Annotated in this window: 23 protein-coding genes, 1 tRNA gene and 1 pseudogene; 5 read left to right on the plus strand and 20 right to left on the minus strand. The window is 73.6% G+C overall.

The genetic code is table 11. The annotated features are described in order from the left end of the window. Window positions 1-52: 52 nt before the first annotated feature. From ACI78V_RS18210 to ACI78V_RS18220, 3 genes and pseudogenes are all read right to left on the minus strand, one after another. A complete protein-coding gene (locus ACI78V_RS18210) occupies window positions 53-1,261 on the minus strand; it encodes an MFS transporter (protein WP_456853278.1) in 1,209 nt (402 codons plus the stop codon). A 97-nt stretch (window positions 1,262-1,358) separates the two neighbouring features. Then, window positions 1,359-1,877, minus strand: a pseudogene (locus ACI78V_RS18215) (UGSC family (seleno)protein). Further along, on the minus strand, window positions 1,874-3,271 hold the full coding sequence (locus ACI78V_RS18220) for a thioredoxin family protein (RefSeq protein WP_456853280.1): 1,398 nt from the start codon (window positions 3,269-3,271) through the stop codon (window positions 1,874-1,876). Before ACI78V_RS18220 ends, ACI78V_RS18215 begins: the two are co-directional and overlap by 4 nt. 134 nt (window positions 3,272-3,405) lie before the next feature. Here ACI78V_RS18220 and ACI78V_RS18225 point away from each other — a divergent pair, with 134 nt between their 5' ends. After that, window positions 3,406-4,911, plus strand: coding sequence for an amidase (locus ACI78V_RS18225; protein ID WP_456853281.1), 1,506 nt, complete (start codon window positions 3,406-3,408; stop codon window positions 4,909-4,911). A 66-nt stretch (window positions 4,912-4,977) separates the two neighbouring features. Further along, on the plus strand, window positions 4,978-5,271 hold the full coding sequence (locus ACI78V_RS18230) for an antibiotic biosynthesis monooxygenase family protein (protein WP_456853283.1): 294 nt from the start codon (window positions 4,978-4,980) through the stop codon (window positions 5,269-5,271). Between the two features lie 93 nt (window positions 5,272-5,364). On the opposite strand, the gene ACI78V_RS18235 is transcribed toward ACI78V_RS18230, so the two are convergent. From ACI78V_RS18235 to ACI78V_RS18245, 3 genes are all read right to left on the minus strand, one after another. After that, window positions 5,365-5,853 carry an anthrone oxygenase family protein gene (locus ACI78V_RS18235; protein ID WP_456853285.1) on the minus strand — a complete coding sequence of 163 codons (489 nt, stop codon included), beginning with the start codon at window positions 5,851-5,853 and terminating at the stop codon, window positions 5,365-5,367. Window positions 5,854-5,924: 71 nt separating this feature from the next. Continuing rightward, on the minus strand, window positions 5,925-6,074 hold the full coding sequence (locus ACI78V_RS18240; RefSeq protein ID WP_456853287.1) for a hypothetical protein: 150 nt from the start codon (window positions 6,072-6,074) through the stop codon (window positions 5,925-5,927). Between the two features lie 304 nt (window positions 6,075-6,378). Then, on the minus strand, window positions 6,379-6,942 hold the full coding sequence (locus tag ACI78V_RS18245; protein WP_456853289.1) for a hypothetical protein: 564 nt from the start codon (window positions 6,940-6,942) through the stop codon (window positions 6,379-6,381). Window positions 6,943-7,287: 345 nt separating this feature from the next. On the opposite strand from ACI78V_RS18245, the gene ACI78V_RS18250 reads away from it, so the two are divergent. After that, window positions 7,288-8,007, plus strand: a complete 720-nt coding sequence (locus tag ACI78V_RS18250; protein ID WP_456853291.1) for a response regulator transcription factor — start codon at window positions 7,288-7,290, stop codon at window positions 8,005-8,007. Here the strand turns inward: ACI78V_RS18250 and ACI78V_RS18255 are convergent. Continuing rightward, window positions 8,004-9,341, minus strand: coding sequence for a sensor histidine kinase (locus ACI78V_RS18255; protein WP_456853293.1), 1,338 nt, complete (start codon window positions 9,339-9,341; stop codon window positions 8,004-8,006). The two genes, ACI78V_RS18250 and ACI78V_RS18255, sit on opposite strands and share 4 nt — an antisense overlap. Before the next feature lie 294 nt (window positions 9,342-9,635). Between ACI78V_RS18255 and ACI78V_RS18260 the strand changes: the two genes are divergently transcribed. Further along, window positions 9,636-10,730 (plus strand): GNAT family N-acetyltransferase, encoded by a 1,095-nt coding sequence (locus ACI78V_RS18260; protein ID WP_456853294.1) that lies wholly within the window; start codon window positions 9,636-9,638, stop codon window positions 10,728-10,730. Between the two features lie 76 nt (window positions 10,731-10,806). On the opposite strand, the gene ACI78V_RS18265 is transcribed toward ACI78V_RS18260, so the two are convergent. Then, a tRNA-Asn gene (locus ACI78V_RS18265) sits at window positions 10,807-10,879 on the minus strand. Window positions 10,880-11,019: 140 nt separating this feature from the next. Here ACI78V_RS18265 and ACI78V_RS18270 point away from each other — a divergent pair. Continuing rightward, window positions 11,020-11,277: a hypothetical protein gene (locus ACI78V_RS18270; RefSeq protein WP_456853296.1), complete on the plus strand. Its 258-nt coding sequence runs from the start codon at window positions 11,020-11,022 to the stop codon at window positions 11,275-11,277. Between the two features lies 1 nt (window position 11,278). Here ACI78V_RS18270 and ACI78V_RS18275 read toward each other — a convergent pair whose 3' ends face one another. The 12 genes from ACI78V_RS18275 to era all read right to left on the minus strand — a co-directional run bounded on the left by ACI78V_RS18275 (window position 11,279) and on the right by era (window position 24,128). Continuing rightward, entirely contained in the window at window positions 11,279-11,860 is a 582-nt protein-coding gene (locus ACI78V_RS18275) for a hypothetical protein (RefSeq protein ID WP_456853298.1), read from the minus strand. Beyond that, the gene (gene dnaG / locus ACI78V_RS18280; RefSeq protein WP_456853299.1) at window positions 11,857-13,740 is read right to left on the minus strand and encodes a DNA primase; all 1,884 of its coding nucleotides are present in this window, start codon (window positions 13,738-13,740) and stop codon (window positions 11,857-11,859) included. The genes ACI78V_RS18275 and dnaG overlap by 4 nt, the downstream gene beginning before the upstream one ends. Then, on the minus strand, window positions 13,740-14,249 hold the full coding sequence (locus tag ACI78V_RS18285) for a hypothetical protein (RefSeq protein WP_456853301.1): 510 nt from the start codon (window positions 14,247-14,249) through the stop codon (window positions 13,740-13,742). Before ACI78V_RS18285 ends, dnaG begins: the two co-directional genes overlap by 1 nt. A 9-nt stretch (window positions 14,250-14,258) precedes the next feature. Next, a complete protein-coding gene (locus ACI78V_RS18290; protein ID WP_456853302.1) occupies window positions 14,259-14,888 on the minus strand; it encodes a YdcF family protein in 630 nt (209 codons plus the stop codon). An 87-nt stretch (window positions 14,889-14,975) separates the two neighbouring features. Next, a complete protein-coding gene (gene ppdK / locus ACI78V_RS18295; RefSeq protein ID WP_456853304.1) occupies window positions 14,976-17,684 on the minus strand; it encodes a pyruvate, phosphate dikinase in 2,709 nt (902 codons plus the stop codon). A gap of 300 nt (window positions 17,685-17,984) precedes the next feature. Beyond that, window positions 17,985-18,437 (minus strand): hypothetical protein, encoded by a 453-nt coding sequence (locus ACI78V_RS18300; protein ID WP_456853306.1) that lies wholly within the window; start codon window positions 18,435-18,437, stop codon window positions 17,985-17,987. After that, window positions 18,434-19,606 carry a tRNA dihydrouridine synthase DusB gene (gene dusB / locus ACI78V_RS18305; RefSeq protein WP_456853307.1) on the minus strand — a complete coding sequence of 391 codons (1,173 nt, stop codon included), beginning with the start codon at window positions 19,604-19,606 and terminating at the stop codon, window positions 18,434-18,436. Before dusB ends, ACI78V_RS18300 begins: the two co-directional genes overlap by 4 nt. A 148-nt stretch (window positions 19,607-19,754) precedes the next feature. Then, window positions 19,755-21,158, minus strand: coding sequence for a glycine--tRNA ligase (locus tag ACI78V_RS18310; protein WP_456853309.1), 1,404 nt, complete (start codon window positions 21,156-21,158; stop codon window positions 19,755-19,757). Between the two features lie 129 nt (window positions 21,159-21,287). Next, complete coding sequence (locus ACI78V_RS18315) at window positions 21,288-21,563, minus strand: antibiotic biosynthesis monooxygenase (protein WP_456853311.1); 276 nt, start codon at window positions 21,561-21,563, stop codon at window positions 21,288-21,290. 105 nt (window positions 21,564-21,668) lie between these two features. After that, window positions 21,669-22,433 (minus strand): isoprenyl transferase, encoded by a 765-nt coding sequence (locus tag ACI78V_RS18320; protein WP_456853313.1) that lies wholly within the window; start codon window positions 22,431-22,433, stop codon window positions 21,669-21,671. Then, a complete protein-coding gene (gene recO, locus ACI78V_RS18325) occupies window positions 22,423-23,214 on the minus strand; it encodes a DNA repair protein RecO (RefSeq protein ID WP_456853315.1) in 792 nt (263 codons plus the stop codon). The genes ACI78V_RS18320 and recO overlap by 11 nt, the downstream gene beginning before the upstream one ends. Continuing rightward, the gene (gene era, locus ACI78V_RS18330) at window positions 23,214-24,128 is read right to left on the minus strand and encodes a GTPase Era (protein ID WP_456853316.1); all 915 of its coding nucleotides are present in this window, start codon (window positions 24,126-24,128) and stop codon (window positions 23,214-23,216) included. The genes recO and era overlap by 1 nt, the downstream gene beginning before the upstream one ends. Window positions 24,129-24,138: the final 10 nt, after the last annotated feature.

The raw sequence follows: 24,138 nt of genomic DNA on the forward strand, positions 1-24,138 counted from the left end.
GCACCGAATCGCCGCCGGAGGAGGGGGACGACGCCCCGTCCCCAGCCACCGGTCAGGGGCGCCGGTTCCGAACCGACGGCGAGGGCGGTCCCGCGTCCGGGCCGACGTCGGTGCCGCCCGGACCGCCCCGCGCGGCGCCGCGCCGGGGCAGCGTGGCCGACGCGCAGGCGGCAGCGAGTGCGGCTCCGGCGGCGACCAGGAAGGCCGCGGTGAAGCTGCCCGTCCGGTCGGCGATCCACCCGCCGAGCTGGGGGCCCACCAACTGGGCCGACCCGAAGACGAGGGTGACCGCGCCGAAGGCGGCGGCGAACCGCCGGGGGTCGAGCCAGTCGGCCAGATGGGCGGCGAGCACCGCCGGCGCCCCGGACATCGCCAGGCCGAACACGAGCGCGGATAGGGCGGCCCAGGGCTCGTCGCCGAGCGGGACCAGCAGGACCGCCACGGTCATCCCCACGTAGGCCCACGTCATGGCCGCCCGCCGTCCCACGGTGTCCGACCAGCGGCCGAGCACCACCCCGCCGAACATGATGGACACCCCGGCGAGTGCGAAGACCGCAGACGCGTGGCCGGCGCCGAAGCCGGCGTCGTCCTCGTACGCGGCGACCAGGAAGGTCATGTAGACGGCGATCGCCAGGCCGTACCCGCCGTAGGAGAGGGTCGAGCCGATCCAGCCCGGGACCGCGCGCAGCGCCGAGATGCGGACCGGACCGGAGACCGGGGCGGACGGCGGACGCAGCCAGCGCAGGGCGGCGGCCGCCACGAGCGCCGACAGCACCGCCTCGATCGCCCACACGGGGCGCCACGCACCCGGGTCGCCGACGGCGTGGACCACGGCGGTGAGACCGCTGCTCGCCACCACCCCCAGCCCCACCCCGCTGCCGGTCAGCCCGATGGCCAGGCCCCGGCGGGACACGCGGACGGCCGACCCGGCGATGCCCGGAGCCGGCACCCAGATCATCGCTCCGCCGAACCCCGCCAGGACCATGCCGGTCACCAGGACCGGCACCGACGGCGCGAGCGAGAGGACCGACAGCCCGGCCGTGGTGAGCAGCAGGCCCGTGCGCACCGAGGTCGCCGGCGCGATGCGGTCGGCGGTGAGGCTGACCAGGAGCGTCCCCGCGAGGTACGCGGTGAGGTTCAGCGTGCCGAGCAGCCCGGCGACGACGTAGGAGTGCACGAGGTCGGCGTTGACGGCGGGAAGCAGGAGCGCGTACCCGAAGCGCCCGAAGCCCTGGGCCACGGCGGCGGCCAGCACCAGCACCGGGATGAGGACCCGTGGCCCGAACGCGGAGCCGGTGTGGCCCGCGGGGCGAGCACGGAGCGGTCGCACCAGAGCCGTCAGCCGTCGGTCGGACGGGCTACGCCGTCGTGGTGACCGAGGCCAGCACGGCCGGGTAGGCCTCCTCGGCGACCCGGCGCAGCTCGGCGTCCGTGCGGTCCTGGACCGGGTGCGGGACCAGCACGTACGGCGCCGGGAAACCGAGCGCCGCGCCCTGCAGCCGGGCCGCCTCGGCGAAGGCCTCGCTCGCGAGGAACACCCCGACCACGCCCCGGCGCTCGATGTCTGCGATGTCGTGCACACTGCACGACGTGCACGAGCCCTAGTCGGCCAGCGCCTCGATCACCACCTCGCACTGCTCGGTGATCTCGTGCCGCAGGTCGACCGGGGCGATGCGCGCGAACGTCGGCTTGCGGTAGCGGCGCACCGTCGCGCCGTCCTGACGCAGCAGCTGCTCGAGGCGGTCCAGGACGACGTCGCCCCGGGCCTTGCTGATGTCGAGCAGTCCCACGGTGCGCCCCTGCAGCGAGGACGGGCGCGGCAGCGGCGCGCGGACCGGTGCCTGCCGCTCGCCGGTGGGATCGAGAACCGTCTTCACGCCCGTACCTCCCGTGTCACCGGGACGCTGCCCGTCTCACCGGCCACCCAACCACCGACGATCGCACTGAACAGGCCGGCGTCGCCGCCCGCGGAGACGACCAGCAGCCCGCCCGGCCGGAACTTCGGCAGCTCGTCGGGGGTGCCCCCGGGCGGCAGACCCTCGGCCATGCCGCCCGCTCCACGCACCAGCTCGCCGGCCGGCAGCCTCAGCAGCCCGTCCAGCTCGGCCAGCAGCCGGGCGCGGTCCCACCCGGCCTCGCGGAGGACCCGCCCGTGTTCCGGTGAGACGACGAGCATCGCGTCGAAGGCCGCCGTCAGCTTCGGGTGCGCGTTGACGCGCAGGCACGCCGCGAACGTACGGGCCAGCGACTCCGGATCGCGGCTGAGCTGGTCGACCACCGGCTGCACACCCGATCCGGCGAAGACGGTCACGGCGCTGCCGGGCACCCCGCGATCGGCCGCGAGCGGCGCGAACGGGCTGTCCTGCTCGCGCTCGGCGAAGCAGAAGGTGAACTTGCCCGGGTTGCCCAGGGTCGCCCGGTCGACCCCACCGGGACGACCGCCCCCGACGTTGCGCACCACCAGCTGCAGCGCCCGACCGATCGTGGCGTTGGCACGGTTGCCCTGCCCGAGGGCGTTGACCCCGCTGTTCATCCCGATCCGGGCCGCGACCGGCCCGTTGACGATGACGACCGGCCCCGCGAAGTAGGTGGTGGCCAGCACGCCGTGCAGCGCGAACTCCTCCGCGGACGCCGCCTCGAGCGCCGCGAGGACGACCGGCAGGTACTCGGGCAGGCAACCGGCCATCACCGCGTTGACCGCGACCTTCTCGACGGTGCACTCCACGAGGTCCGGCGGGACGACGGCCACCACCTCACCGGGGTCGCGGCTCGTACCGCGCAGCATCCGCAGCACCCGCTCGGGAGTCGGCGGCACGACCGGCAGTCCGTCGGTCCAGCCGCGGTCGAACAACGCCTCGTGCTCGTCCTCCAGGTCGGCCAGCTCCACCCGGCGGCTGGTCAACCCGGTGCTCCCGTACCGCGCCTCCAGCGCGTCGACCCGGCCCGGGTCCACCGACAGCGACCCGCAGCCGGGCCGGTGCTCGGGCAGCCCGGCGCCCAGCCCGGTGACGCCGGTCAGCGTCTCCCACTGCTCGCGGCTCCACCCCACCACCCGGGCGGTCTCCACCCCGTGGTCGATCCGCAGCAGGGTGGGGACGGTCTCGACGTCCAGCCGGTAGGACACCTCGAGGGCGGTGTCGTCGTGGTCGAACCAGTCCGGGTCGTCCTGGCACCAGACCGTGGCGCCCAGCTGCCGCAGCACCGGCTCGACCAGCACGCAGGTCGGGCAGTCGCGTTTCACGACCGCGACCAGCCCGTCCGGCACGTGCACGGAGGCGACCCTAGCCGCCCCCGCGGTCCGAGCCCAGTGCGCGCCCTGCCCGAGCGGTCACCCGTGCGCGCCGGTCCGCCGGGTCCGGCGGCCTTGTCGCGGCCACCCGACCTCGGCAGACTCCGGTCCTCAGTGTGCCCGGAGACGAAGGGCGGACGACGATGTCCGACGACCTGGCCTACGCCACCGCCACCGAGCTGGCCGACCGCATCCGACGTCGTGACCTCTCCCCCGTCGAGGTGCTCGACGCCGTGATCGCCCGGGTCGAGGCGCGCAACCCCAGCCTCAACGCACTGGTCTTCACGGCGTTCGACGAGGCTCGGGACCGCGCGCGCCAGGCGGAACGGGCCCTCACGTCGGGCGAGCCGCTGGGCCCGCTGCACGGGGTCCCGACCGCGATCAAGGACCTGTTCGACTTCAAGCCCGGCTGGCCGGCCACGTTCGGTGGGGTCCGCGCGCTCCGGGGGTTCAGCGTGCCTGCCCACTGCACGTACGCGGAGCGGATGGAGGCCGCCGGAGCCGTTCTCGTCGGCAAGACCAACAGCCCCGTGATGGGCTTCCGCGGGACGTGCGACAACTACCTGTTCGGCCCCTCGCGCAACCCCTTCGACACCACGAAGAACTCGGGGGGCTCCTCCGGCGGCAGCGCAGCCGCCGTCGCGGACGGCCTCCTCCCCCTGGCCGAGGGCACGGACGGCGGTGGCTCCATCCGCATCCCCGCCTCCTGGTGCGGCCTGTACGGCTACAAGGCCTCCTTCGGCCGCGTGCCCTACACCGGGCGGCCCAACGCCTTCGGCTCGCTCAACCCGTTCCTGTTCGAGGGGGCGCTGACCCGCACCGTGGACGACGCCGCCCTCGCCCTCGACGTCCTCGCCGGGTACGACGACCGGGACCCCTTCGCCCTCGACGGCTCCGCCACCTTCGCCGGGGCCACGCGCCGGTCGATCCGTGGCTGGCGGATCGCCTACAGCCCCGACTTCGGCGTCTACCCGGTCGACCGCCGGGTCGCCGGCGTCGTCGAGCAGGCGGTGCGCGCCTTCGAGGAGGCGGGCGCCGCCGTCGACCAGGTCGACCTCACGTTCGACCACGACCAGCGCGAGCTCAGCGACCTGTGGTGCCGCCTGATCATGCCGCTCAACATCGAGGGCCTCGAGGGACTGAAGGCGCAGGGCCTGGACCTGCTCGGCGACCACCGCGACGACTTCCCGCCGGAGTACCTGCGCTGGATCGACGAGGGCTACCGGCTCAGCGCGCTGGACGTGCTCAGCGACCAGCGGATGCGCACCGGTGTCTACGACCGGATCCAGCAGGTGCTGCGCTCCTACGACCTGCTGGTCACCCCCACCCTCGCGGCGCTGCCCGTCGACAACGCCGACGACGGCAACACGGTCGGCCCGAGGAGCGTCGAGGGCGTCGACGTCGACCCCCTCATCGGCTGGTGCCTCACCTACGTCGTCAACTTCACCGGCCACCCGGCCGCCTCGGTCCCCGCCGGCGACGTCGACGGGCTACCGGTCGGCATGCAGGTGATCGGCCGTCGCCACGGGGACGCCGACGTGCTCGCGGCGAGCGCGGCGTACGAGCGTCTCCGGCCGTGGCACGACGCCTATGCCCGGTGCGCCGCCCGTCCCCTCGCCTGACCCGCTGGACGCGACCCCGACCTCGACCGATCCCCCGGCACCCAGGAGCCAGCGATGATGACAGTGATGACCACGACCAGGCTCCGGCCCGGCGGTGAAGCGGAGTGGGACGCCGCGATGCGGGCCCGGTTCGACTCCGCCCGTGAGCGGCCGGGCTGGATCTCCGGACAGCTCCTCACCTCGGACGACGAGGACTCCATCCGCGTGATCGTCGGGACCTGGCGGAGCCGCGAGGACTGGGAGGCCTGGCACGCGGACCCGGCCTTCCTCGACCAGCGGGCCACGCTGGAGCGCCTCGAGGAGGAGGACAACCGGGTGGCGTGGTTCCGGGTCGTCGCCGACGCCCGTTCCGGCGACTGAGGGGCGGGCCGGGCAGGACCCCGACCGCCGGCGTGCTGCCGGTCGCCGGGGCGCTCCACGGCCTCGGCGGTCCGGCTGTCGGCGCAGGTCAGCTCACGCGGGCGGCCGTCGGCGTCGTCCGCCAACGTGCTCGTCCATCAGCGCGGCAGCGGCCGCCAGCGTCGCTGCCAGACCGAGGACGACGCGGGCGTGGTGCCAGCGCGCCCACCTGCCGAGGAGCTCCGTGGTCTCGGCGTCGGTCAACGTCCCGGCCGTGAACCTGTGGTTGGCCGGCTCGCTGACCGTCACCGTGATGCCGATGACGCCCACCGTGGCCAGCGCTGCGGTCACGGACGCGGGGGTGTTGCGCCGGCCCTCGGTGAGGTGCGCGAGCGCAGAGGCGGCGCCCACGGTCCCGGCGCCGACTCCCAGCGGGATCATCAGATCCCGGATCCGGTCGGAGTGGGCGGCGAACCAGTCCCGGAAGTCGGCCGGGGACGCTCGGCGCCAGAACGGGAGGAGCACGACCTCGATCAGGACCATGCCGCCCGCCAGGAGGCCGGTCAGCACCGCGGTGAGGAGACCCAGTGGCCGCGAGAGCACCAGGGCACCAGCAGCCTCCGGGTGAGGCGGCCGGCGACGTCCACCGCGGGATCCCCACACCTCCCTCGTCCTCATCGCCCGGCACCGCCGGCCGAGGCCTCCACCGCGGGGCGCGCCCGCAGCGGCACCGGGCCGGTGTCCACCAGCCCGACGGCCCGGTCGAACCGGTCGACGAGCCGGACCACGCGGCACTGGCTCCGGACACCCGGTCCCGTGTGCATGACGCCCCCTTGGTGTGCGGTGCAGCCCCTGAGGAGGCCGCTCACGATAGGGAGGACACGTCGGCGTCGGACCCACCACCCGACACGAGGAGGACCGTGTCGGCGCGGCACTCACAGCCACGGGACGTGCGATGGCAGTCCGCAGCCGACCCGGGGTCGTCCTCGACGGGGACGCCCCCGGCCATGCGACCCGCACGCCACCGCACGCAGGTCGACGCGCCCGTCTGCCGGCCACCGGCGACCGCTCACCGCTGGTGGCGCGCCGCACCGGCCCAGGGAGCAGACGCCGCCCGCGGCAGTGGCACTAGGTCCTGCCCGCCGAGAACAGCCCGAGCGCGCCACCGACTCCCGCCCCCAGCAGCACGCCGGCCAGCAGGTTGTTCAGCAACTCGTCGGTCCTGATCGTCGTGCTGACGACGAGCTGAGCCGAGTCGGCGGCTTCGGCGCCGGCGCCGTCGACATCCACGACCCGGAGTCGCATCGAGTCCTTGCCGGCAGTGGCCCCCACCGCCAGACAGAACGGTGCCCCCTCGACATGCAGGACGACGATGTCGTTCCGCAGGCGGGCCGGCGGCTGCTCGTCTTGGCCGATCGTCGGCGGTTCGCGCAACTCGCCGTAACCGATGACCCGGTCCCCGCACACCTCTGCCACGTCGTCCGGCCCGGAGTCGTCTCTCCAGTGGATGACACCCAGGCTGATCTCGGCGCCGTTGAAGGTGGTCGGGACCTCCTGGGTGAGGCGCACACGGGATTGGACCTCGTCGACCCTCGCCTCGGCACCGAACTGCAGGGAAGCGAAGACGCACCCGAGCAACAGGCACGCGACCGAGGCCGACCAGCTCAGCGCACGCCTCGTGCTCGACTGCAAGCTTCCCCCACGCACCGGGTGTCCGACGGATGCCGAGCGGACCGACGACGGCAGCACGGGGTCGGTGCACGCAGCGCTGCCTGGACCGACCCCGGCCCAACTGCCGCGAGTATGCGGGAACGACCCCTCTCTCGCGGGCAGCCGCGCGGGGACGGACCGACGAGCGCGAGGCCGCGCTCGCCCTGCCCGTGGGCGCCACCCACCCCCTGCGGCGGTTCGCCCCGGTCGGCGAGGCCATCGCCGGGGCCGGTGCTGCTCGAAGCCGAGCACGGGTTCCCCGTACCGGACCACGGACTCCGGGGGGACCGAGCCGGCGGCAGGAACGGAGCCTGCAACGATGGCGCCGTGGGGGGTCGGATCCTGATCGTCGAGGACGACTCGACGATCGGTGAGGTGCTGACGGCGAGTCTGCGAAGCCATGCCCACGAGGTCGTGTGGGAGCGAACCGGGACGGCCGCGCTGAGGCGTGCCGCGGCCACCCCCATCGACCTGGTGCTGTTGGACCTGGGGTTGCCCGACCTCGACGGCGTCGAGGTCTGCCGGCAGTTGCGACACGTACGGCCCGACTGCGTCCTGGTCATGCTCACCGCGCGGTCAGCTGAGATGGACGTGGTCGTGGGGCTGGAGGCCGGAGCCGACGACTACCTGGTCAAGCCGGTACGGCTCGCGGAGCTGCACGCGCGCGTCCGCGCCCATCTGCGGCGGACCGGAGGAGGCGTGAGCGCGCCCGCCGTCCGAACCGTCGGGGACCTCGTCGTGGACGTGTCGCGTCGCCGGGTCGTGGTCGCCGGACGGGAGCTCCACCTGCGTCCGAAGGAGTTCGACCTGCTGGCCAGGCTGGCCGCCGAACCCGAGGTCGCGCACAGCCGTGAGTCGTTGATGTCGGACGTGTGGGACGAACACTGGTTCGGTTCCACCAAGACCCTCGACGTCCACGTCGCCGCCCTCCGGAGGAAGCTCGGCGTGTTCGCTGACACCGCGGGGGGACGGGTTCCACGGATCACCACGGTCCGTGGCCACGGTTACCGGCTGGAGCTGGCGGACATCAGCAGCTCGCCGCCCTAGCCGGTGGCCCCGGCGAGGCCGACGGCCGGGCGCTGCCCGTGTGGGGTCTCCTCGGGCACCGACGGCAGCAGCAGCTTGAAGACCGGAGGCGAGGTCTGCGTGAGCACGAGCCGTCCGTGCTCGGCCTCGGCGAGCCGGCGGGCCAGGGCCAGCCCCATGCCGTGCCCGTCCCGGCGCTCGGTGCTGCGCGAGAACACGTCGCCGCCCGACTTGGGGACGCCCTGGCCCTCGTCGGAGACGGCGACGGCGACGGCGCCGGCGGCCTCGCGGACGGTCAGCGACACGGTTCCCGCTCCGTGCGTCGTCGCGTTGTCCAGGAGCACGGCCAGGACCTGGCGGACGGCGGTGGACGAGGCGCGCGGGGCGGGGGTTCCCGGTTCGACCGTCAGGTCGAGCGTGCGTCCCCGCAACGCCAAGTGGGCGCGCCACTCCTGCGTCAGCTCGCTCAGCAGTGCGGAGAGGTCCAGCGGGCCGGACGGCGAGGGCCGTCGGTCACGAGCGAGGGCCAGGATCTCGTCGATGGTGCCCTCCAGCCGGTCCGCATCCGTGAGGCTCGCCGCGATGGCTGGTCGCGGGTCCTGATCCGGCCGTTCGAGGGCGGCCTCCAGCCGCAGCCGCAGACCTGCCAGCGGCGTCCGCAGCTGGTGGGAGACCTCAGCGGACAGGGCCCGTTCCCGGGCGAGGAGGTCGTCCAGCCGCACCGCGGTGGCATCGAGCGCGGAGCCGACCGCGTCGATCTCCGGCACTCCGCCTCGCCGGATGCGGACGCTGAAGTCGCCATCGCCGAGTCGGTGCGCGGCAACCGCGAGGTCCTCGAGGGGGTGCGCCAGCCGCCGAGCCTGCCTCCGCCCGACGAGCCAGGCCGTCGTCACGGCCAGAGCCGCGAGCGCGGCCATCCCGGTCCACACCATGAGGACCCTGGGCAGGACGGCGTCGTGGATCGACATGGCACGGACCGCACCGATGACGTCGTTGCTGTGGGTGACGGGAGCCACCACCACGACGTGATCGCCGTTCGTCCCGGTACTCACGCCGCCGCGGAGGGCTCGACCGACCTCGGCCTCGTTCCCCTCCCTCCGGTTGCCGCCCACCCAGTTGCCCCCAGCGTCGTACACCGTCAGCTCGACGACGCCGTGCCCGTCGAGGTCGCCGACGGGCTCGTGCCGGTCGAGGTCATCGGCCACCGCGATGGACACGGCGTCGGCGATCCGCTGTAGCTCACCGCGCTCGGCCTGTTCCGCGTACTGGAGCACCGCGACGGCCAGCGGGACCCCGAACAGCCCGATGGCGAGGACGGAGACCCACACCGCCAGGCCGATGATCCGAGTACGCACGCGCGTCCCCTCCGTCACCCATCGGGAGGGCAGGGGCGTCCAGGGAGCCGCCCTCACCGGCGAGTATCGCCCAACCGGGTCCCCGATCGGCCGCCCACCGGGCACGGGGGCGCAACGAGGGCCGCCGTGCGCAGCGTTTACCGAACGCTTGCCAGCTCCTGCCCCCGCGCTTGCCACCGGCTCCTTAGCGTCGGCTGCCTCGGTACCCGCGACCCTCGACGAGGCGGAGGACCACGCGATGCACAGGTGTGACCCGGCCGGGCCATCCCGCCCGTCGAGCATCAGGAGGCACGCATGAGGGTCGAGGTGGTCCATCCACGGCAGCTGGGCCCTGGAGAGGTGCAGCGATGGCGTGCCCTGCAGCGGCAGCTGCCGACCCTGCGCAGTCCCTTCCTGGCCTCGGGCTTCGCCCTCGCCGTCGGAGAGCTCCAGGCCACGGCCCAGGTGGCGGTCCTGTCCGAAGGCGGCCAGATCCAGGGGTTCTTCCCGTTCGAGCGCCGCAGTCTGCGCTACGGCGTCCCGATCGCTGCCGGGCTGACCGACTGCCAGGGCCTCGTGCACGCCGGCGACTTCGAGTGGGACCCGCGTGAACTGCTGGGCGCCTGCCGGCTCGACGTGTGGGAGTTCGACCGACTCGTGAGCGGGCAGGAGCCCTTCCAGCCGTACGAGCACGTCCGTGCCCCGTCACCCGTGATCGACCTCGGGCAGGGATCGGAGTCGGTCCTGGCGCGGCTGCGCGAGCAGTCCTCCCGCATCGCCGACAAGCTGCCACGTCAGGAACGCAGGCTCACCCGGGACGTCGGCCCCCTCCGCTTCGACTACGACTCCCGGGACCGGTCAGCGCTGACGCGCGTCATGGCCTGGAAGTCGGCGCAGTACCAGCGCACCGGCCGCAGCGACAGGTTCGCCCACCCCTGGATCGTCCAACTGCTCGAGGCCCTGTTCGACGCCGACCGCGACGACGCCCACCTCGTCGTCTCGACGCTGTACGCAGGGGACGAGCCCATCGCCGGACACGTGGCACTGCGGCTCGACGACGTCCTGGCCGGCTGGTTCCCGGCCTACGACCTCCGCTATGCCACATACTCGCCCGGCATGCTGCACCGCCTGAACCTCATCGCGGCCGCGGCTGCGGACGGCATCCGGTACATCGAGCTGGGCCGGGGCACCAAGGAGTCGAAGGAGCTCTTCAAGAGCCACGACCTCGTCGTCTCGGAGGGCGCTGTCGTGCGGTCGCCGCTCGGCGCGGCTCTCTACCGGGTCGGGCGCGCTCCGGTGCGGAAGCTCCGACAGACGGTCCTCGACAACCCGGCGCTGTACCGCCGTGCCGACCGTCTCCTCAAGGGCTACGGGCGAGTCCGGGCCAGCGTCTCCTCCCGGAGCACGTGAGCCGGCGTCGGCCGGGCTGCGAGAGGCCGGCTCGAGAGAAGGGCAGGCCACCGAACCGCGGCCACCTGCGGTGGTGCTCCCCCGATTGGACTCGAACCAATAACCCTGCGATTAACAGTCGCATGCTCTGCCAATTGAGCTACGGGGGATCGGCGGGTCGGACCCGCGCGCAGCAACGAGAGTACCTGACGCCGTCCCGCTCCCCGCGGAGGGGCCTTCGCGTCGCGCGTCACACCAGGCGCCGCTACGGTGATCATCCCTCTGCCAGTCCCCCACCAGGAGGTTCCCCGTGGCGAAGCTGTCCTTCCTCGCCGGCTTCGGTGCCGGGTACGTGCTCGGCTCCAAGGCCGGGCGCGAGCGCTACGAGCAGATCCGCAAGGCGTGGGAGAACGCCAAGGACAACCCGCAGCTGCAGGGCGTGGCCGGCATGGCGCAGGCCCGCGCGGACGCGGTGGTGAACTCGGTCAAGGCCCGCATGGGCCGCGACACCGGGCCGCAGCGCCCGACCGGGACGACCGCCCCGGGGCCGACGCCCCCGCCCCGCTGAGTCAGTCCACCCGGTCGGCGGCGACGACCTCGGCGAGCTTGTGCCGGGCGGCCTCCCGGGCCACCGGGTCGCTGCGGTCGGCGTCGTCGTCGAACACGACGGTCCACTCCCGCGCCGCCTGACCGGGCACCCTCCGCGCGACCAGCACGACCTCGCCCCGCCCGGGCAGTGGCGCCCGACGGCTGGCGACCACCGTCTGGTCCACCCGCCGGCGGACGACGGCCGGGAGCTCCCCCGCGTCGCGCAGGGCGTGCCGCTCCACCGGCAGCCGCGCCTGCACCCCCGGCTCCACCTCGGTCAGCGCGGTCACCTCGAACCGGCCACCGCCGTCGCCGGTCGCCGTCCACCGGGCCGAGGCCACCTCGTGCCACGGCAGGACGCCGACGCCCCCGGCCTCGGGCAGTGGCAGCTCGGCCGGCACCCGGCGCAGCCCCCGGGACGTCGCGACCAGCCAGCCCTCGTCCCGCACCAGGGCGCCCCAGGCGAGCACCCGCTCGTCGGCGTCGTCCGAGGCGAGCACGACCGCGCGGACCAGCTCCGGCGGCCGGGCGAACCGCCGCCGCACGCGGTCGGCGAGACTCACTGGCCCAGCCCGCCCATCGCCCGCTGCCGCAGCGAGATCGCCTGCTGCTCGAGTGCCATGAGCTGGCTGAACGCCTTCATGTACTCGTCGGCGGCCTCGACCGGGTTCATCCGCTGCAGCCTGCCCTTCAGCGCGGTCACCTGCCGCACCGTGTGCATCTCCTCGAGCCGGGCCAGCACCGCGCTCACGTACGCGGCGTCCGCCTCGTGCGCCGAGCGCAGCGGCTCGACCGCGAGCGCGGTGAGCTGGGCCCGCGCGGACTCGCTGGGACAGTGCGCGGCCACCTCGTCCAGCCACGCCGGGCCGGTGACGCGGGTGGCCGCCGCTCCCCCGGCGCCGGCGACCGCCGCGGCCACCGCCGCGTAGTCCGGATCGGTGTAGGCATCGACCGGGATGGAGTCGAACGACGGGCCGGCGAGCTCGGGCACCTGCAGCGCCGTCTTCACCGCCTCCCGCTCCACGGCCACGGCGATGTCGTCCGGCGAGCGCCTCGGCGTCCGCGGGCGGGAACGCTGCTGCGGCGCCCCGTCGCCGGTCAGCCGGCGCACCCGCTCGATCACCTCGGCCTCGTCGGTGTTGCCGATCATCCCGGCGAGCTGGCGGGCGTAGGCGGGCCGCAACGCGTGGTCCTTGATCTGCGCGACCAGCGGAACGGTCTTCTCCAGCGCCGCGACCCGGCCCTCGACGGTGTCCAGGTCGTAGCCGGCCAGCGTCGTCTTCAGCACGAAGGCGATCAGCGGCGTCCGCCGGGCCACCAGGTCACGGACGGCGGCGTCGCCGTGCGCCTGGCGCAGCTCGCACGGGTCGCGGCCGTCGGGCTCGACGGCGACGAAGGTCTGCCCGACGAAGCGCTGGTCCTCGGCGAAGGTCTTCATCGCCGCGTTCTGCCCGGCCGCGTCGCCGTCGAAGGTGTAGACGACCTCGCCGCGGAACTCGTCCTGGTCCATCAGCAGCCGGCGCAGGACCCCGATGTGCTCGGGCCCGAACGCCGTTCCGCAGGAGGCGACCGCGGTGGTGACGCCGGCGAGGTGGCAGGCCATCACGTCGGTGTATCCCTCCACCACCACCGCCTGGTGCCGGCGGGCGATGTCGCGCTTGGCGCGGTCGACGCCGTACAACACGGTGCTCTTCTTGTAGAGCGGGGTCTCCGGGGTGTTCAGGTACTTGGGGCCCTGGTCGTCGTCCATCAGCTTGCGGGCGCCGAAGCCGATGACGTCGCCGGTGATGTCGCGGATCGGCCAGACCAGCCGGCGGTGGAACCGGTCGATCAGCGTGCCGCGGGAGGACTCCTTGGCCAGGCCGGCCGTCACCAGCTCCTGCTGGGTGAAGCCCTTGCCGCGCAGGTGGCGGGTCAGCGTGTCCCAGCCGCCGGGTGCGTAGCCGCAGCCGAAGTCCAGCGCCACCTGCCGGTCGAAGCCGCGGTCGGCGAGGAACTGCCGGGCCGGCGCCGCCTCGGGGCTGCCCAGCTGCTCGGCGTAGAACGCCGCCGCCGCGGTGTTGGCGGCCACCAGCCGGGCCCGCTGCCCGGCCTGCTCCCGGGACGGCGCCCCCGTGGGCCGGCCGCCGTCGTCCTCGTAGTGCAGCTCGACGTTGGCCCGCCCGGCCAGCAGCTCGACCGCTTCGGTGAAGGACAGGTGGTCGATCTGCTGGATGAAGGAGATGACGTCCCCGCCGACCCCGCAACCGAAACAGTGGTAGAGGTTTCTCGACGGGGTGACGTGGAAAGAAGGCGACTTCTCGTCGTGGAAGGGGCAGAGGCCCTTCAGGCTGCCACCCCCCGCGCGCTTGAGCTGCAGGTGCTCGCCGACGATCTCGTCGATCTTGCTCCGCTCGCGGACCAGCGCGATGTCCGCGGCCCGGATGCGTCCCCGCCCGGCCATCAGCTGCCTCCCGCCGCCGCGCCACCGGCGACCGCCGCGGTGGTCGCGGCCTCGTCGCGGCGGGCCATCACCAGCCCGAGCCACAGCAGGAAGACCTGGTGGTCCAGCGACAGCGACCCCTCGGCGGTCAGCGTCGGGCGCGGTGACCAGCCGCCCGTCGTCCCGCTCTCGGCGACCACCCGGCCGTCGACCAGGTAGCGGTACCCGCCCTTCCAGCGCGAGACCACCTCGGCGTGCACGGGCGTGCCCTCGAGGTCGGCCGCCCAGGTGCCCTTCCAGAACGACGTCTGCCGCGCCCGCAGGCGGACGGCGTCCTCCGGGTCGGCCGCCCAGCGGCCGGTGAGCTGCTTCTTGCGCTTCGCGAGCACCCACTCGCGGTCGCCGACGACGGCCGTGGCCGCCTCCTTCCAGCTCGAGGCCCGCAACCGCGCGACGACGGCGCCGTCGCGGAGCACGGGCAGCACGCCCTTCCCGACCCCGGCCGAGCCGGGCTTCCCGAGTTCCAGCACGGCCGCTCCTCAGCCGATCCCAGGGGCGCCGGCGACGCTCTCGCCGGTCGCGCGGTAGAGCAGGTAGGCCGCCGTCTCCCGCAGGATGTAGCGGAACTGCGTGGTGCGCGTCTGCACCGCCGGGCCCTGCCGGGTCGGCGAGCTGTCGGCGGCGATGCCGGCGTCCTCGGCCATCCGTTCCGCCCGCATCGCGTGCCACGGGTCGGTGACCAGCACCGCCGACCCCCAGCCGCGCTCGTCGAACGCCGTGGCCACCGCCCGCATGCTCTCCAGCGTGTCGACGCCCTGCTCGACGGCCAGGAGGTCCTCGGCCGGGACGCCGGAGCCGGCCAGGTAGTCGCGGCCGGCCACGGCCTCGGTGAACTGGTCGCCGGCGGCCTTGCCGCCGACGGTCACGACCACCGGGGCGACGCCGGCCTCGTACAGCCGCAGCGCGTGCTCCAGCCGGGCCTCGAAGATCGACGAGGGGACGCCGTTGTACTGGGCCGACCCGAGCACGACGATCGCGTCCGACGACGGCCGGGAGTCCTGCCGCGCCGTCCACCAGATCGCGGTCGCGGTCGAGGCGACCAGCAGGAAGAACGCCAGGACGGCGGCGCCCACCACCCGGCCGACCAGGCTCCCCGCATGCACCGCCACGCGTCATGGGTACCACGCGCTGCTGTCGGGACGGGGCCCCCGGGCGGTGTGCCGGACCACCTCCGCGCTCCCGGCGCGGGTCCGCGCTCAGGAGCCGGCGCGCTCGGCTCCCAGCGCGGCCCGGCCGGCCTCCAGCCGGGCCACCGGTACGCGGAACGGCGAGCACGAGACGTAGTCCAGCCCGACCTGGTGGAAGAAGTGCACCGAGTCGGGGTCGCCGCCGTGCTCCCCGCAGACGCCGAGCTTGAGGTCCGGCCGGGCCCGGCGCCCGCCCTCGACGCCGATCTCCACGAGCCGGCCGACACCGGGACGGTCCAGCGACTCGAACGGCGAGACCCCGAAGATCCCCTTGTCCAGGTAGGCGTGGAAGAAGGCCGCCTCGACGTCGTCCCGCGAGAAGCCCCACGTCATCTGGGTGAGGTCGTTGGTGCCGAACGAGAAGAACTCCGCGGACTGCGCGATCTCCTCCGCGGTCAGCGCGGCCCGCGGGACCTCGATCATCGTGCCGATGAGGACGTCGAGCTCGACGCCGCACTCCTCGAAGACCTGGCTGAGCACCTGCTCGGACTCCTCGCGGATCGCCTCCAGCTCCTGCACGGCCCCGACCAGCGGGATCATGATCTCCGGCCGGGGGTCGCCCCCCGCCGCCTTGCGCTCGCAGGCCGCCTCCGCGATCGCGCGCACCTGCATCGCGAACAGCCCGGGCACGACCAGCCCCAGTCGGACGCCGCGCAGGCCGAGCATCGGGTTCTGCTCGTGCAACCGGCGGACGGCGGCCAGCAGCCGCAGGTTGGCCTCGTCGGGATGGCCCTGGGCCTCGGCGACGGCCACCCGCACCGACAGGTCGGTGAGGTCGGGCAGGAACTCGTGCAGCGGCGGGTCGAGCAGCCGGACGGTCACCGGCAGCCCGTCCATCGCCGCGAAGATCTCGCCGAAGTCCTGCTTCTGCAGCGGCGCGAGCGCGTCCAGGGCGGCCTGTTTGCCCTCGTCGTCCTCGGCGAGGATGAGCTGCTCCACCAGCTGCCGGCGGTCGCCGAGGAACATGTGCTCGGTCCGGCACAGGCCGGTGCCGTGGGCGCCGAAGCGCCGGGCGCGGGCCGAGTCCTCGGGGGTGTCGGCGTTGGCGCGCACGTCCATCCGCCGCCGGGAGTCGGCGTGGGCGAGGATGCGGTGCACGCTGCGCACCAGGTCGTCGGCGTCCTCGGACCCCGGGTCGATCTCGCCCTCGAAGTAGCGGACCACCGACGACGGCTCGACCGGCACCTCCCCGAGCCAGACCTTGCCGGTGGAGCCGTCGATGGAGATGACGTCGCCCTCGCTCACGACCGTGCCGTCCGGCGCGGTGAACCGCCGGGCCGTGGTGTCGACCTGCAGCTCCTCGGCGCCGCAGACACAGGTCTTGCCCATGCCCCGGGCGACGACGGCGGCGTGGGAGGTCTTGCCGCCGCGGCTGGTGAGCACGCCCTCGGCGGCGATCATCCCGGAGAGGTCGTCGGGGTTGGTCTCCCGGCGGACCAGCACCACCTTCTCGCCGCGGCCGGACCACTCGACGGCGGTCTCGGAGGAGAACACCGCCCGGCCCACGGCCGCCCCGGGCGAGGCGTTCATGCCCTGGGTGAGCCGGGTGGCGTCCCCGCCGGAGACGAAGCGGGGGAACATCAGCTGGGCCAGCTGGTCGCCGGTCACCCGCCGGACGGCCTCGTCCATGTCGATGAGGCCCTCGTCCACCAGCTGGGTGGCGATCACGAACGCGGCCGCGGCGGTGCGCTTGCCCACCCGGGTCTGCAGCATCCAGAGCTTGGTGCGCTCGACGGTGAACTCGATGTCGCACAGGTCGCGGTAGTGCGACTCAAGCCGGCTCATGATCGACATCAGCTCGTCGTAGGCGTTCTCGTCGATCCGCTCCAGCTCGGGCAGCGGGACGGTGTTGCGGATCCCGGCGACGACGTCCTCCCCCTGCGCGTTCTGCAGGTAGTCGCCGTACACGCCCTGCGCGCCGCTGCCGGGGTCACGGGTGAACGCCACCCCGGTGCCGGAGTCGGGGCCGAGGTTGCCGAACACCATCGCGCAGACGTTGACCGCGGTGCCGGCGTCGCTCGGGATGCGCTCGCGGCGGCGGTACAGGACCGCCCGCTCGGAGTTCCACGAGTCGAAGACGGCGTTGATGGCGAGGTCCATCTGCTCGCGGGGGTCCTGCGGGAAGTCGCGGCCGGTCTGCTCGCGCACGATCGCCCTGAACCGGCCGACGACGTCCTCGAGGTGCGCGGCGTCGAGGTCGAGGTCGGAGTCGGTGCCCTGCTCGGCCTTCACCGCGTCGAGGGCGTCCTCGAACAGCTCGCCGTCGATGCCGAGCACGGTCTTGCCGAACATCTGGATCAGCCGCCGGTAGGAGTCCCAGGCGAAGCGCTCGCTGCCCGACTGGGCGGCCAGCCCCCGTACCGACTCGTCGTTGAGGCCGACGTTGAGGACGGTCTCCATCATCCCGGGCATGGACGCCGCCGCCCCGGACCGCACCGACACCAGCAGCGGGTCGGACGGGTCCCCCAGCGTCTTGCCCATGGCCTTCTCCAGCGCCGTCAGGTGCTCGGTCACCTGCTCGGCCAGGTCCGGCGGGGTGCTGCCGTGCTCGAGGTAGTAGCGGCAGGCGTCGGTGGTGATCGTGAACCCGGGCGGCACCGGCAGCCCGAGGTTGGTCATCTCGGCGAGGTTGGCGCCCTTGCCGCCGAGCAGGTCCTTCTGCTCCTTGCTGCCCTCGCTGAAGTCGTAGACCCAGGTCGTCGTTGCCGCTCCGCCCACCGTGCACCTCCGCGCTCGTCCGCCGGCTGCGATCCGCGTGCCGGGATGGTGGCGCGCCAGGGTGGCCCCACCCCGACGAGCACGGCCCCGACACCTAGACGTCTCATACGTCCTGTCGGGACCTAGGACGGCGATCCTGGCCCACGACGCAGGCCCGCACCAGTCTCCTGTGACCAGCGGCACACGACCGGTGGACGGCGCGAGCGGGCGGGTGCGGCCAGCGTCCCTCCTCAGGGAGCCGGGACGGCGCCGTGGTCGCGGCCGCCGTCCCGTCCGGGGAGGCCTCGCCGCCCCGTGTCGTCAGCCGGCGGAGACCCCGCAGACGCGCGGGCCGTCCTCGCTGAGCACGGTGAACGTCGAGGTGCTGCCGTCGGCCCAGGCGATCTCCACCTGCTGCACGGGCACGCCGTCGACGTCGGCCGCGGAGGTGCCGGTGATCTCGCCGTCCCTGCCGGGGGCGTACTCGGCCGCCACCCGGCCGGCCGGCACGCGGGCCCGCTCGTCCTCGCACAGCAGCTGGTGGGCGGTCTCGGTGTCGCCGTCGGCCAGCGCGGCCAGGAAGACGCCGGTGACCTCCCGTGCCTGCTCCTCGGGCGTGCCCTTCACCAGGGGCAGGCCCACGGCCATGGCGACGGCGACCAGCACCGTCCCGCCGAGGACGGCCAGGATCAGCCCGCGCGCCCCGCGGGGAGTGCCGGTGTGCAGCGCCTCGGGGCCGTCGTCGTAGAGGTAGGGACCCTCGGTCTGGCTCATCCGCCACTCACCATCAGCTCGGCCCCGGCCGGCGGCCGGGGGTCGTCACGATCGGCCAGCCAGCCCTCGGGCAGTGCCACGGGGCGTGGCGGGCTGGTGCGCCCGCGCGGCCCACCGAGGACGGCGGTGGGGTACGGCTGGTCGGGGATGCGCTCGAGCAGGCCGGCGAGCTCGTCGAGGGAGCTGACCATCGCCAGCGACCGGCGCACGTCCGAGCCGACCGAGAAGCCCTTGAGGTACCAGGCGACGTGCTTGCGGAAGTCCGTGCAGCCGTGCAGCTCGCCCTGGTCGGCCGACAGCAGCTCGGCGTGCCGGACCATCACGGCGGCCACCTCGCGCAGGGTCGGCAGCGCCCGCCGCGACTCCCCGGCGAAGGCGGCGGCGAGGTCGCCGAACAGCCACGGGCGGCCCAGGCAGCCCCGACCGACGACCACGCCGGCGCAGCCGGTCCGGGCCATCATGCGCAGCGCGTCGTCGGCCTCCCAGATGTCCCCGTTGCCGAGCACGGGGATGTCGACGGCGTCGACCAGCCGGGCGATCGGCGCCCAGTCGGCGGTGCCGCTGTAGAGCTGGTCGGCGGTGCGGCCGTGCAGGGTGATCGCCGCGGCGCCCTCGTCCTGGGCGATCCGGCCGGCGTCGAGGTAGGTGACGTGGTCGGCGTCGATGCCGATGCGGGTCTTGACGGTGACCGGCACGTCGCGGGCGGCGGCGACCGCGGCCCGCACGATGTCCCGAAAGAGCACCCGCCGCCACGGCAGCGCCGAGCCGCCGCCCTTGCGGGTCACCTTGGGCACCGGGCAGCCGAAGTTCAGGTCGATGTGCGCCGGCCGGGTGCCGGCCACGCCCTCGTCGACGAGCATCTCCACGGCGCGGCCCACGGTCGCCGGGTCCACGCCGTACAGCTGGACGGAGAAGGCGTCCTTCTCGTCGGGGGTGGCCCGCACCATCTGCAGCGTCTTCTCATTGCGCTCCACCAGCGCCCGCGTGGTGATCATCTCGCAGACGTAGAGCCCGGCCCCGAACTCGCGGCACAGCGTCCGGAACGCCGGGTTGGTGATGCCGGCCATCGGTGCCAGCACCACCGCGGGATCGACGGTGAGCGCGCCCAGGCGCAACGGAGCGGGGCCCGTCCCGGTGGACGGCTCCCGCACGAGGACGCTGCTGCTCACCCCACCAGGGTAGGTGGCGAGCTGGGTCACCCGGCCCCTCCGCCCGGGTGGGCGGTCGCGGCCGCTGCGACCGGCGTGTCGCACCGTGTCGGCGACCACGACTGCCCACCCGGCGATCCGTCGGTCCCCGGGGGGAGCGACGGACCGGTCAGCAGACGGGGAGCTGGGCCTTCAGGTAGCTCTCCACCTGGTCCAGGCCGATGCGCTCCTGCCTCATCGAGTCCCGCTCCCGCACCGTCACCGCGTCGTCGTCGAGGGTGTCGAAGTCGACGGTGAGGCAGAACGGCGTCCCGATCTCGTCCTGCCGGCGGTACCGGCGGCCGATCGCGCCGGCGTCGTCGAAGTCGACGTTCCAGCTCTTCCGCAGCGTCGCGGCCAGGTCGCGCGCCTTGGGCGAGAGGTCGGCGTTGCGCGACAGCGGCAGGACGGCGGCCTTCACCGGGGCCAGCCGCGGGTCCAGGCGCAGGACGGTGCGGGTGTCGACCCCGCCCTTGGCGTTGGGTGCCTCGTCCTCGGTGTAGGCCTCGATGAGGAAGGCCATCAGCGAGCGGGTCAGTCCGGCCGCCGGCTCGATGACGTACGGCGTCCAGCGGGTGTTGGTGGCCTGGTCGAAGTACGTGAGGTCGGCGCCGGAGTGCTCCGAGTGGGTCTTCAGGTCGAAGTCGGTGCGGTTGGCGATGCCCTCGAGCTCACCCCACTCCGAGCCCTGGAACCCGAAGCGGTACTCGATGTCGACCGTGCGGGTCGAGTAGTGGGAGAGCTTCTCCTTGGGGTGCTCGTAGTGCCGCAGGTTCTCCGGGGCGATGCCGAGGTCGGTGTACCAGCGGGTGCGCTCGTCGATCCAGTACTGGTGCCACTGCTCGTCGGTGCCGGGCTCGACGAAGAACTCCATCTCCATCTGCTCGAACTCACGGGTGCGGAAGATGAAGTTGCCGGGGGTGATCTCGTTGCGGAAGGACTTGCCGATCTGCCCGATGCCGAACGGCGGCTTCTTGCGCGCGGCGCCCATGACGTTGGCGAAGTTCACGAAGATGCCCTGCGCGGTCTCCGGGCGCAGGTAGTGCAGGCCCGACTCGTCCTCGACCGGGCCGAGGTAGGTCTTCAGCATCATGTTGAAGTCGCGCGGCTCGGTCCACGCGCCCTTGGTGCCGCAGTTCGGGCAGGAGATGTCGGCCAGGCCGTTCTCCGGCGCCCGCCCCTTGCGCGCCTCGAAGTCCTCCTCGAGGTGGTCGGCGCGGAACCGCTTGTGGCAGCTCTGGCACTCCGTCAGCGGGTCGGTGAAGACGCCGACGTGGCCGGAGGCGACCCAGGTCTGGCGGGGCAGGATCACCGAGGAGTCCAGGCCGACGATGTCGTCGCGGCTCTGGACGACGGTGCGCCACCACTGCTTCTTGATGTTCTCCTTGAGCTCCACGCCCAGGGGCCCGTAGTCCCAGGCGGAGCGGGTGCCGCCGTAGATCTCGCCCGACGGGAACACGAAGCCCCGTCGCTTGCAGAGGTTGACCACCTTGTCGAGGCGGGCGGGGTCGTGCTTGGCGGTGCTGTCGCTCACGGCGAGAGGCTCCATCCGGCTGGCGGTCGGCGGGTTGACCCGTCCACGGTAGTTGCCCGCCGGCCGGCTCCTCCCGGGCGGGAAGCGGCGGGTCCGGCACCGGACCCGCCGCCGGCGGGGGCCACGGGGTCAGTCGGTGTCGTAGACCCCCGGTTCGTCGAGGGCGTGCACCCACACCGGCGCCCCGGCGATCTTCACCTCGGCGGCCGAGAGCGCGCGGCGGTAGGCACCGACGCCGTCCCACCGGGTGACCAGTGCCCACAGCCCGGGGTCGTCGGCGCAGCGGCCCACCTCGCCGTCCCGGTAGCCGGGGCGCGCGGCGAGGGCGGCCAGCAGGACGGCGACGTCGGCGGCCAGGGCCTCGGCGTCCCGTTCCGACACCCGCAGCCGGGTCACCGCGAACACGCAGGCCTCCTCGCCGCACCGGACCGGAGCGCCGATCGTCGCAGACGGAGCGCCGGGTACCGGCACCGGAGGCCCCCGTCGAGGACCTGCGACGGTCGCCCCGCCTCAGGCGGTGCCGAAGCGGCGCTGCCGCGACGCGTACTCCTCGCACGCCGCCCACAGGTGCCGCCGATCGAAGTCTGGCCACAGGGTGTCGAGGAAGACGAACTCGGCATAGGCCGACTGCCACAGCAGGAAGTTGCTGGTGCGGTTCTCCCCCGAGCTGCGGACGAACAGGTCGACGTCGGGCATGTCGGGCTCGTCGAGGAACCGGGCGACAGTCCGCTCGTCGACCTTGTCGGGGTCGAGGCGACCGGCGGCGACCTCGCGGGCGATCGCCGCGGCGGCGTCGGCGATCTCGGCGCGCCCCCCGTAGTTGACGCACATGGTGAGGGTCAGGACGTCGTTGTCCTTGGTGAGCTCCTCGGCGATCTCGAGCTCCTTGATGACGGAGCGCCACAGGCGGGGACGGCGCCCGGCCCAGCGCACCCGTACGCCGAGCTCGTGCATCTCGTCGCGGCGCCGGCGGATGACGTCGCGGTTGAAGCCCATGAGGAAGCGCACCTCCTCCGGGCTGCGCCGCCAGTTCTCCGTGGAGAACGCGTAGGCGCTGATGGCGGTGATGCCGAGCTCGATGGCGCCCTCGACGCAGTCGAACAGCGAGGACTCCCCCGCCTCGTGCCCGGCGGTGCGGGGCAGGCCGCGCTGCTTGGCCCAGCGCCCGTTGCCGTCCATGACGATCGCCACGTGGCCGGGCACCTTGCCGGCCGGGATCCGGGGTGGCCGCGCGCCCGACGGGTGCGGGTCGGGGGCCTTGACCTCACGCCTCACGCAGCAGGTCCATCTCCCGGCGCGGTGCCGACGGGTCGCTGCGGTCCACCAGCGGCAGCGAGCGCAGGCCGCGCTCCAGGTGCCACTGCAGCAGGGCGGCGACCAGGCCGCTGCCCTCGCGCCGGGTGCCCCCCTGGCTGGCCTCGGCGGCGTCCCAGTCGCCGGTGAGCAGCGCCTCGAGCAGTTCGATGGTGACCGGGTTGGGCATCGCCGAGCCGGCCGGGCGGCACGGCGGGCAGACCATGCCGCCGGCCGGCACCGAGAAGTGCCGGTGCGGGCCCTCCTCGCCGCAGCGGGCGCAGCCGGTCAGCGCCGGCTCCCACCCCGCCACCGACATCGCGCGGAGCAGGAAGGCGTCGAGCACCAGCCCGGCGGGGTGGCTGCGCTCGGCCAGCGAGCGCAGCGCGCCGACGACGAGGAGGAACAGCCGCAGCGACGGCTCCTTCTCCTCCGCGGTGAGCCGGTCGGCGGTCTCGAGGACGGCGGTGCCGGCGGTGTAGGCCGGGTAGTCGCCGGCGATGGGCTGGCCGTAGGAGCGGATCGTCTCGGCCTGGCTGACGATGTCCAGGTTGCGCCCGGTGTAGAGCTGCAGGTCGACGTGGGTGAACGGCTCCAGCCGGGCGCCGAACTTGCTCTTGGTGCGGCGCACGCCCTTGGCCACCGCCCGCACCTTGCCGTGGCGGCGGGTCAGCACGGTGACGATCCGGTCGGCCTCGCCCAGCTTCTGGGTGCGCAGGACGATCCCCTCGTCCCGGTAGAGCGCCTTGGGTGTGTGCGCCATCAGTAGCCGAGCCTGTTCAGCTTCTTGGGGTCGTCCTGCCACTCCCCGAGCACGGTGACGTGCAGCTCCAGGTGCACGCGGGCGCCCAGCAGCATCTCCATCCCCTGGCGCGCCTCGGTGCCGATCGCCTTGATGATCTGCCCGCCGCGGCCGAGCAGCATCGGTTTCTGGCTGGGGCGCTCGCAGTGCAGCAGCGCGTGCACCTCCACCAGCTCGCCACCGGCGCGCTTGGGGTCGGGACGGCGGGTCATCTCCTCGACCGTGACGGCGAGGGAGTGCGGCACCTCCTGGCGGACCTTCTCGAGGGCGGCCTCGCGCACCAGCTCGGCGATCTGCCGCTCGACGTCCTCGTCGGTGGTCTGCTCCTCCGGGTAGAGCGGCGGCCCCTCGGGCAGCAGGCGCACCAGGAGGTCCTCCAGCAGCTCGACCTGGTCACCGGCCACCGCGCTCACCGGCACGACCTCGGCGGCCTCCACGAGCTGGCTGGCGGCCACGAGCTGCTCGGCGATCTGCTTCTTGGAGGCGGCGTCGGTCTTGGTGACGACCACGACGACCGGCGCCTCCACCTCCTTCAGCTGCCGGGCGATGAACCGGTCGCCGGTGCCGACGGGCTGGTCGGCCGGCACGCAGAAGACGACGACGTCGACCTCGGACAGCGTGTCGCGGACGACGTCGTTGAGCCGGCGGCCGAGCAGGCTCTTGGGCTTGTGCAGGCCGGGGGTGTCGACGAGCACCAGCTGCCCACCCGGACGGTGGACGACGCCGCGGATGGCGTGCCGGGTGGTCTGGGGACGGTTGCTGACGATGCCGACCTTCTCGCCGACCAGCGCATTGGTGAGCGTGGTCTTGCCGGCGTTGGGGCGGCCCACCAGACAGGCGAAGCCGCTGCGGTACGGCTGGTCCGGTGCGGTCACGGCGTCCAGT

The sequence above is a fragment of the Geodermatophilus sp. SYSU D00742 genome, from assembly GCF_054049935.1.

Bases quoted from the DNA above. Each gene is read 5' to 3' on its own strand.
- ACI78V_RS18230 (WP_456853283.1), top strand. From the start codon at position 4,978: ATGACCACGACCAGGCTCCGGCCCGGCGGTGAAGCGGAGTGGGACGCC.
- ACI78V_RS18240 (WP_456853287.1), bottom strand. From the start codon at position 6,074: ATGCACACGGGACCGGGTGTCCGGAGCCAGTGCCGCGTGGTCCGGCTC.
- ACI78V_RS18260 (WP_456853294.1), top strand. From the start codon at position 9,636: ATGAGGGTCGAGGTGGTCCATCCACGGCAGCTGGGCCCTGGAGAGGTG.
- dnaG (WP_456853299.1), bottom strand. From the start codon at position 13,740: ATGGCCGGGCGGGGACGCATCCGGGCCGCGGACATCGCGCTGGTCCGC.
- ACI78V_RS18300 (WP_456853306.1), bottom strand. From the start codon at position 18,437: ATGAGCCAGACCGAGGGTCCCTACCTCTACGACGACGGCCCCGAGGCG.
- recO (WP_456853315.1), bottom strand. From the start codon at position 23,214: ATGGCGCACACACCCAAGGCGCTCTACCGGGACGAGGGGATCGTCCTG.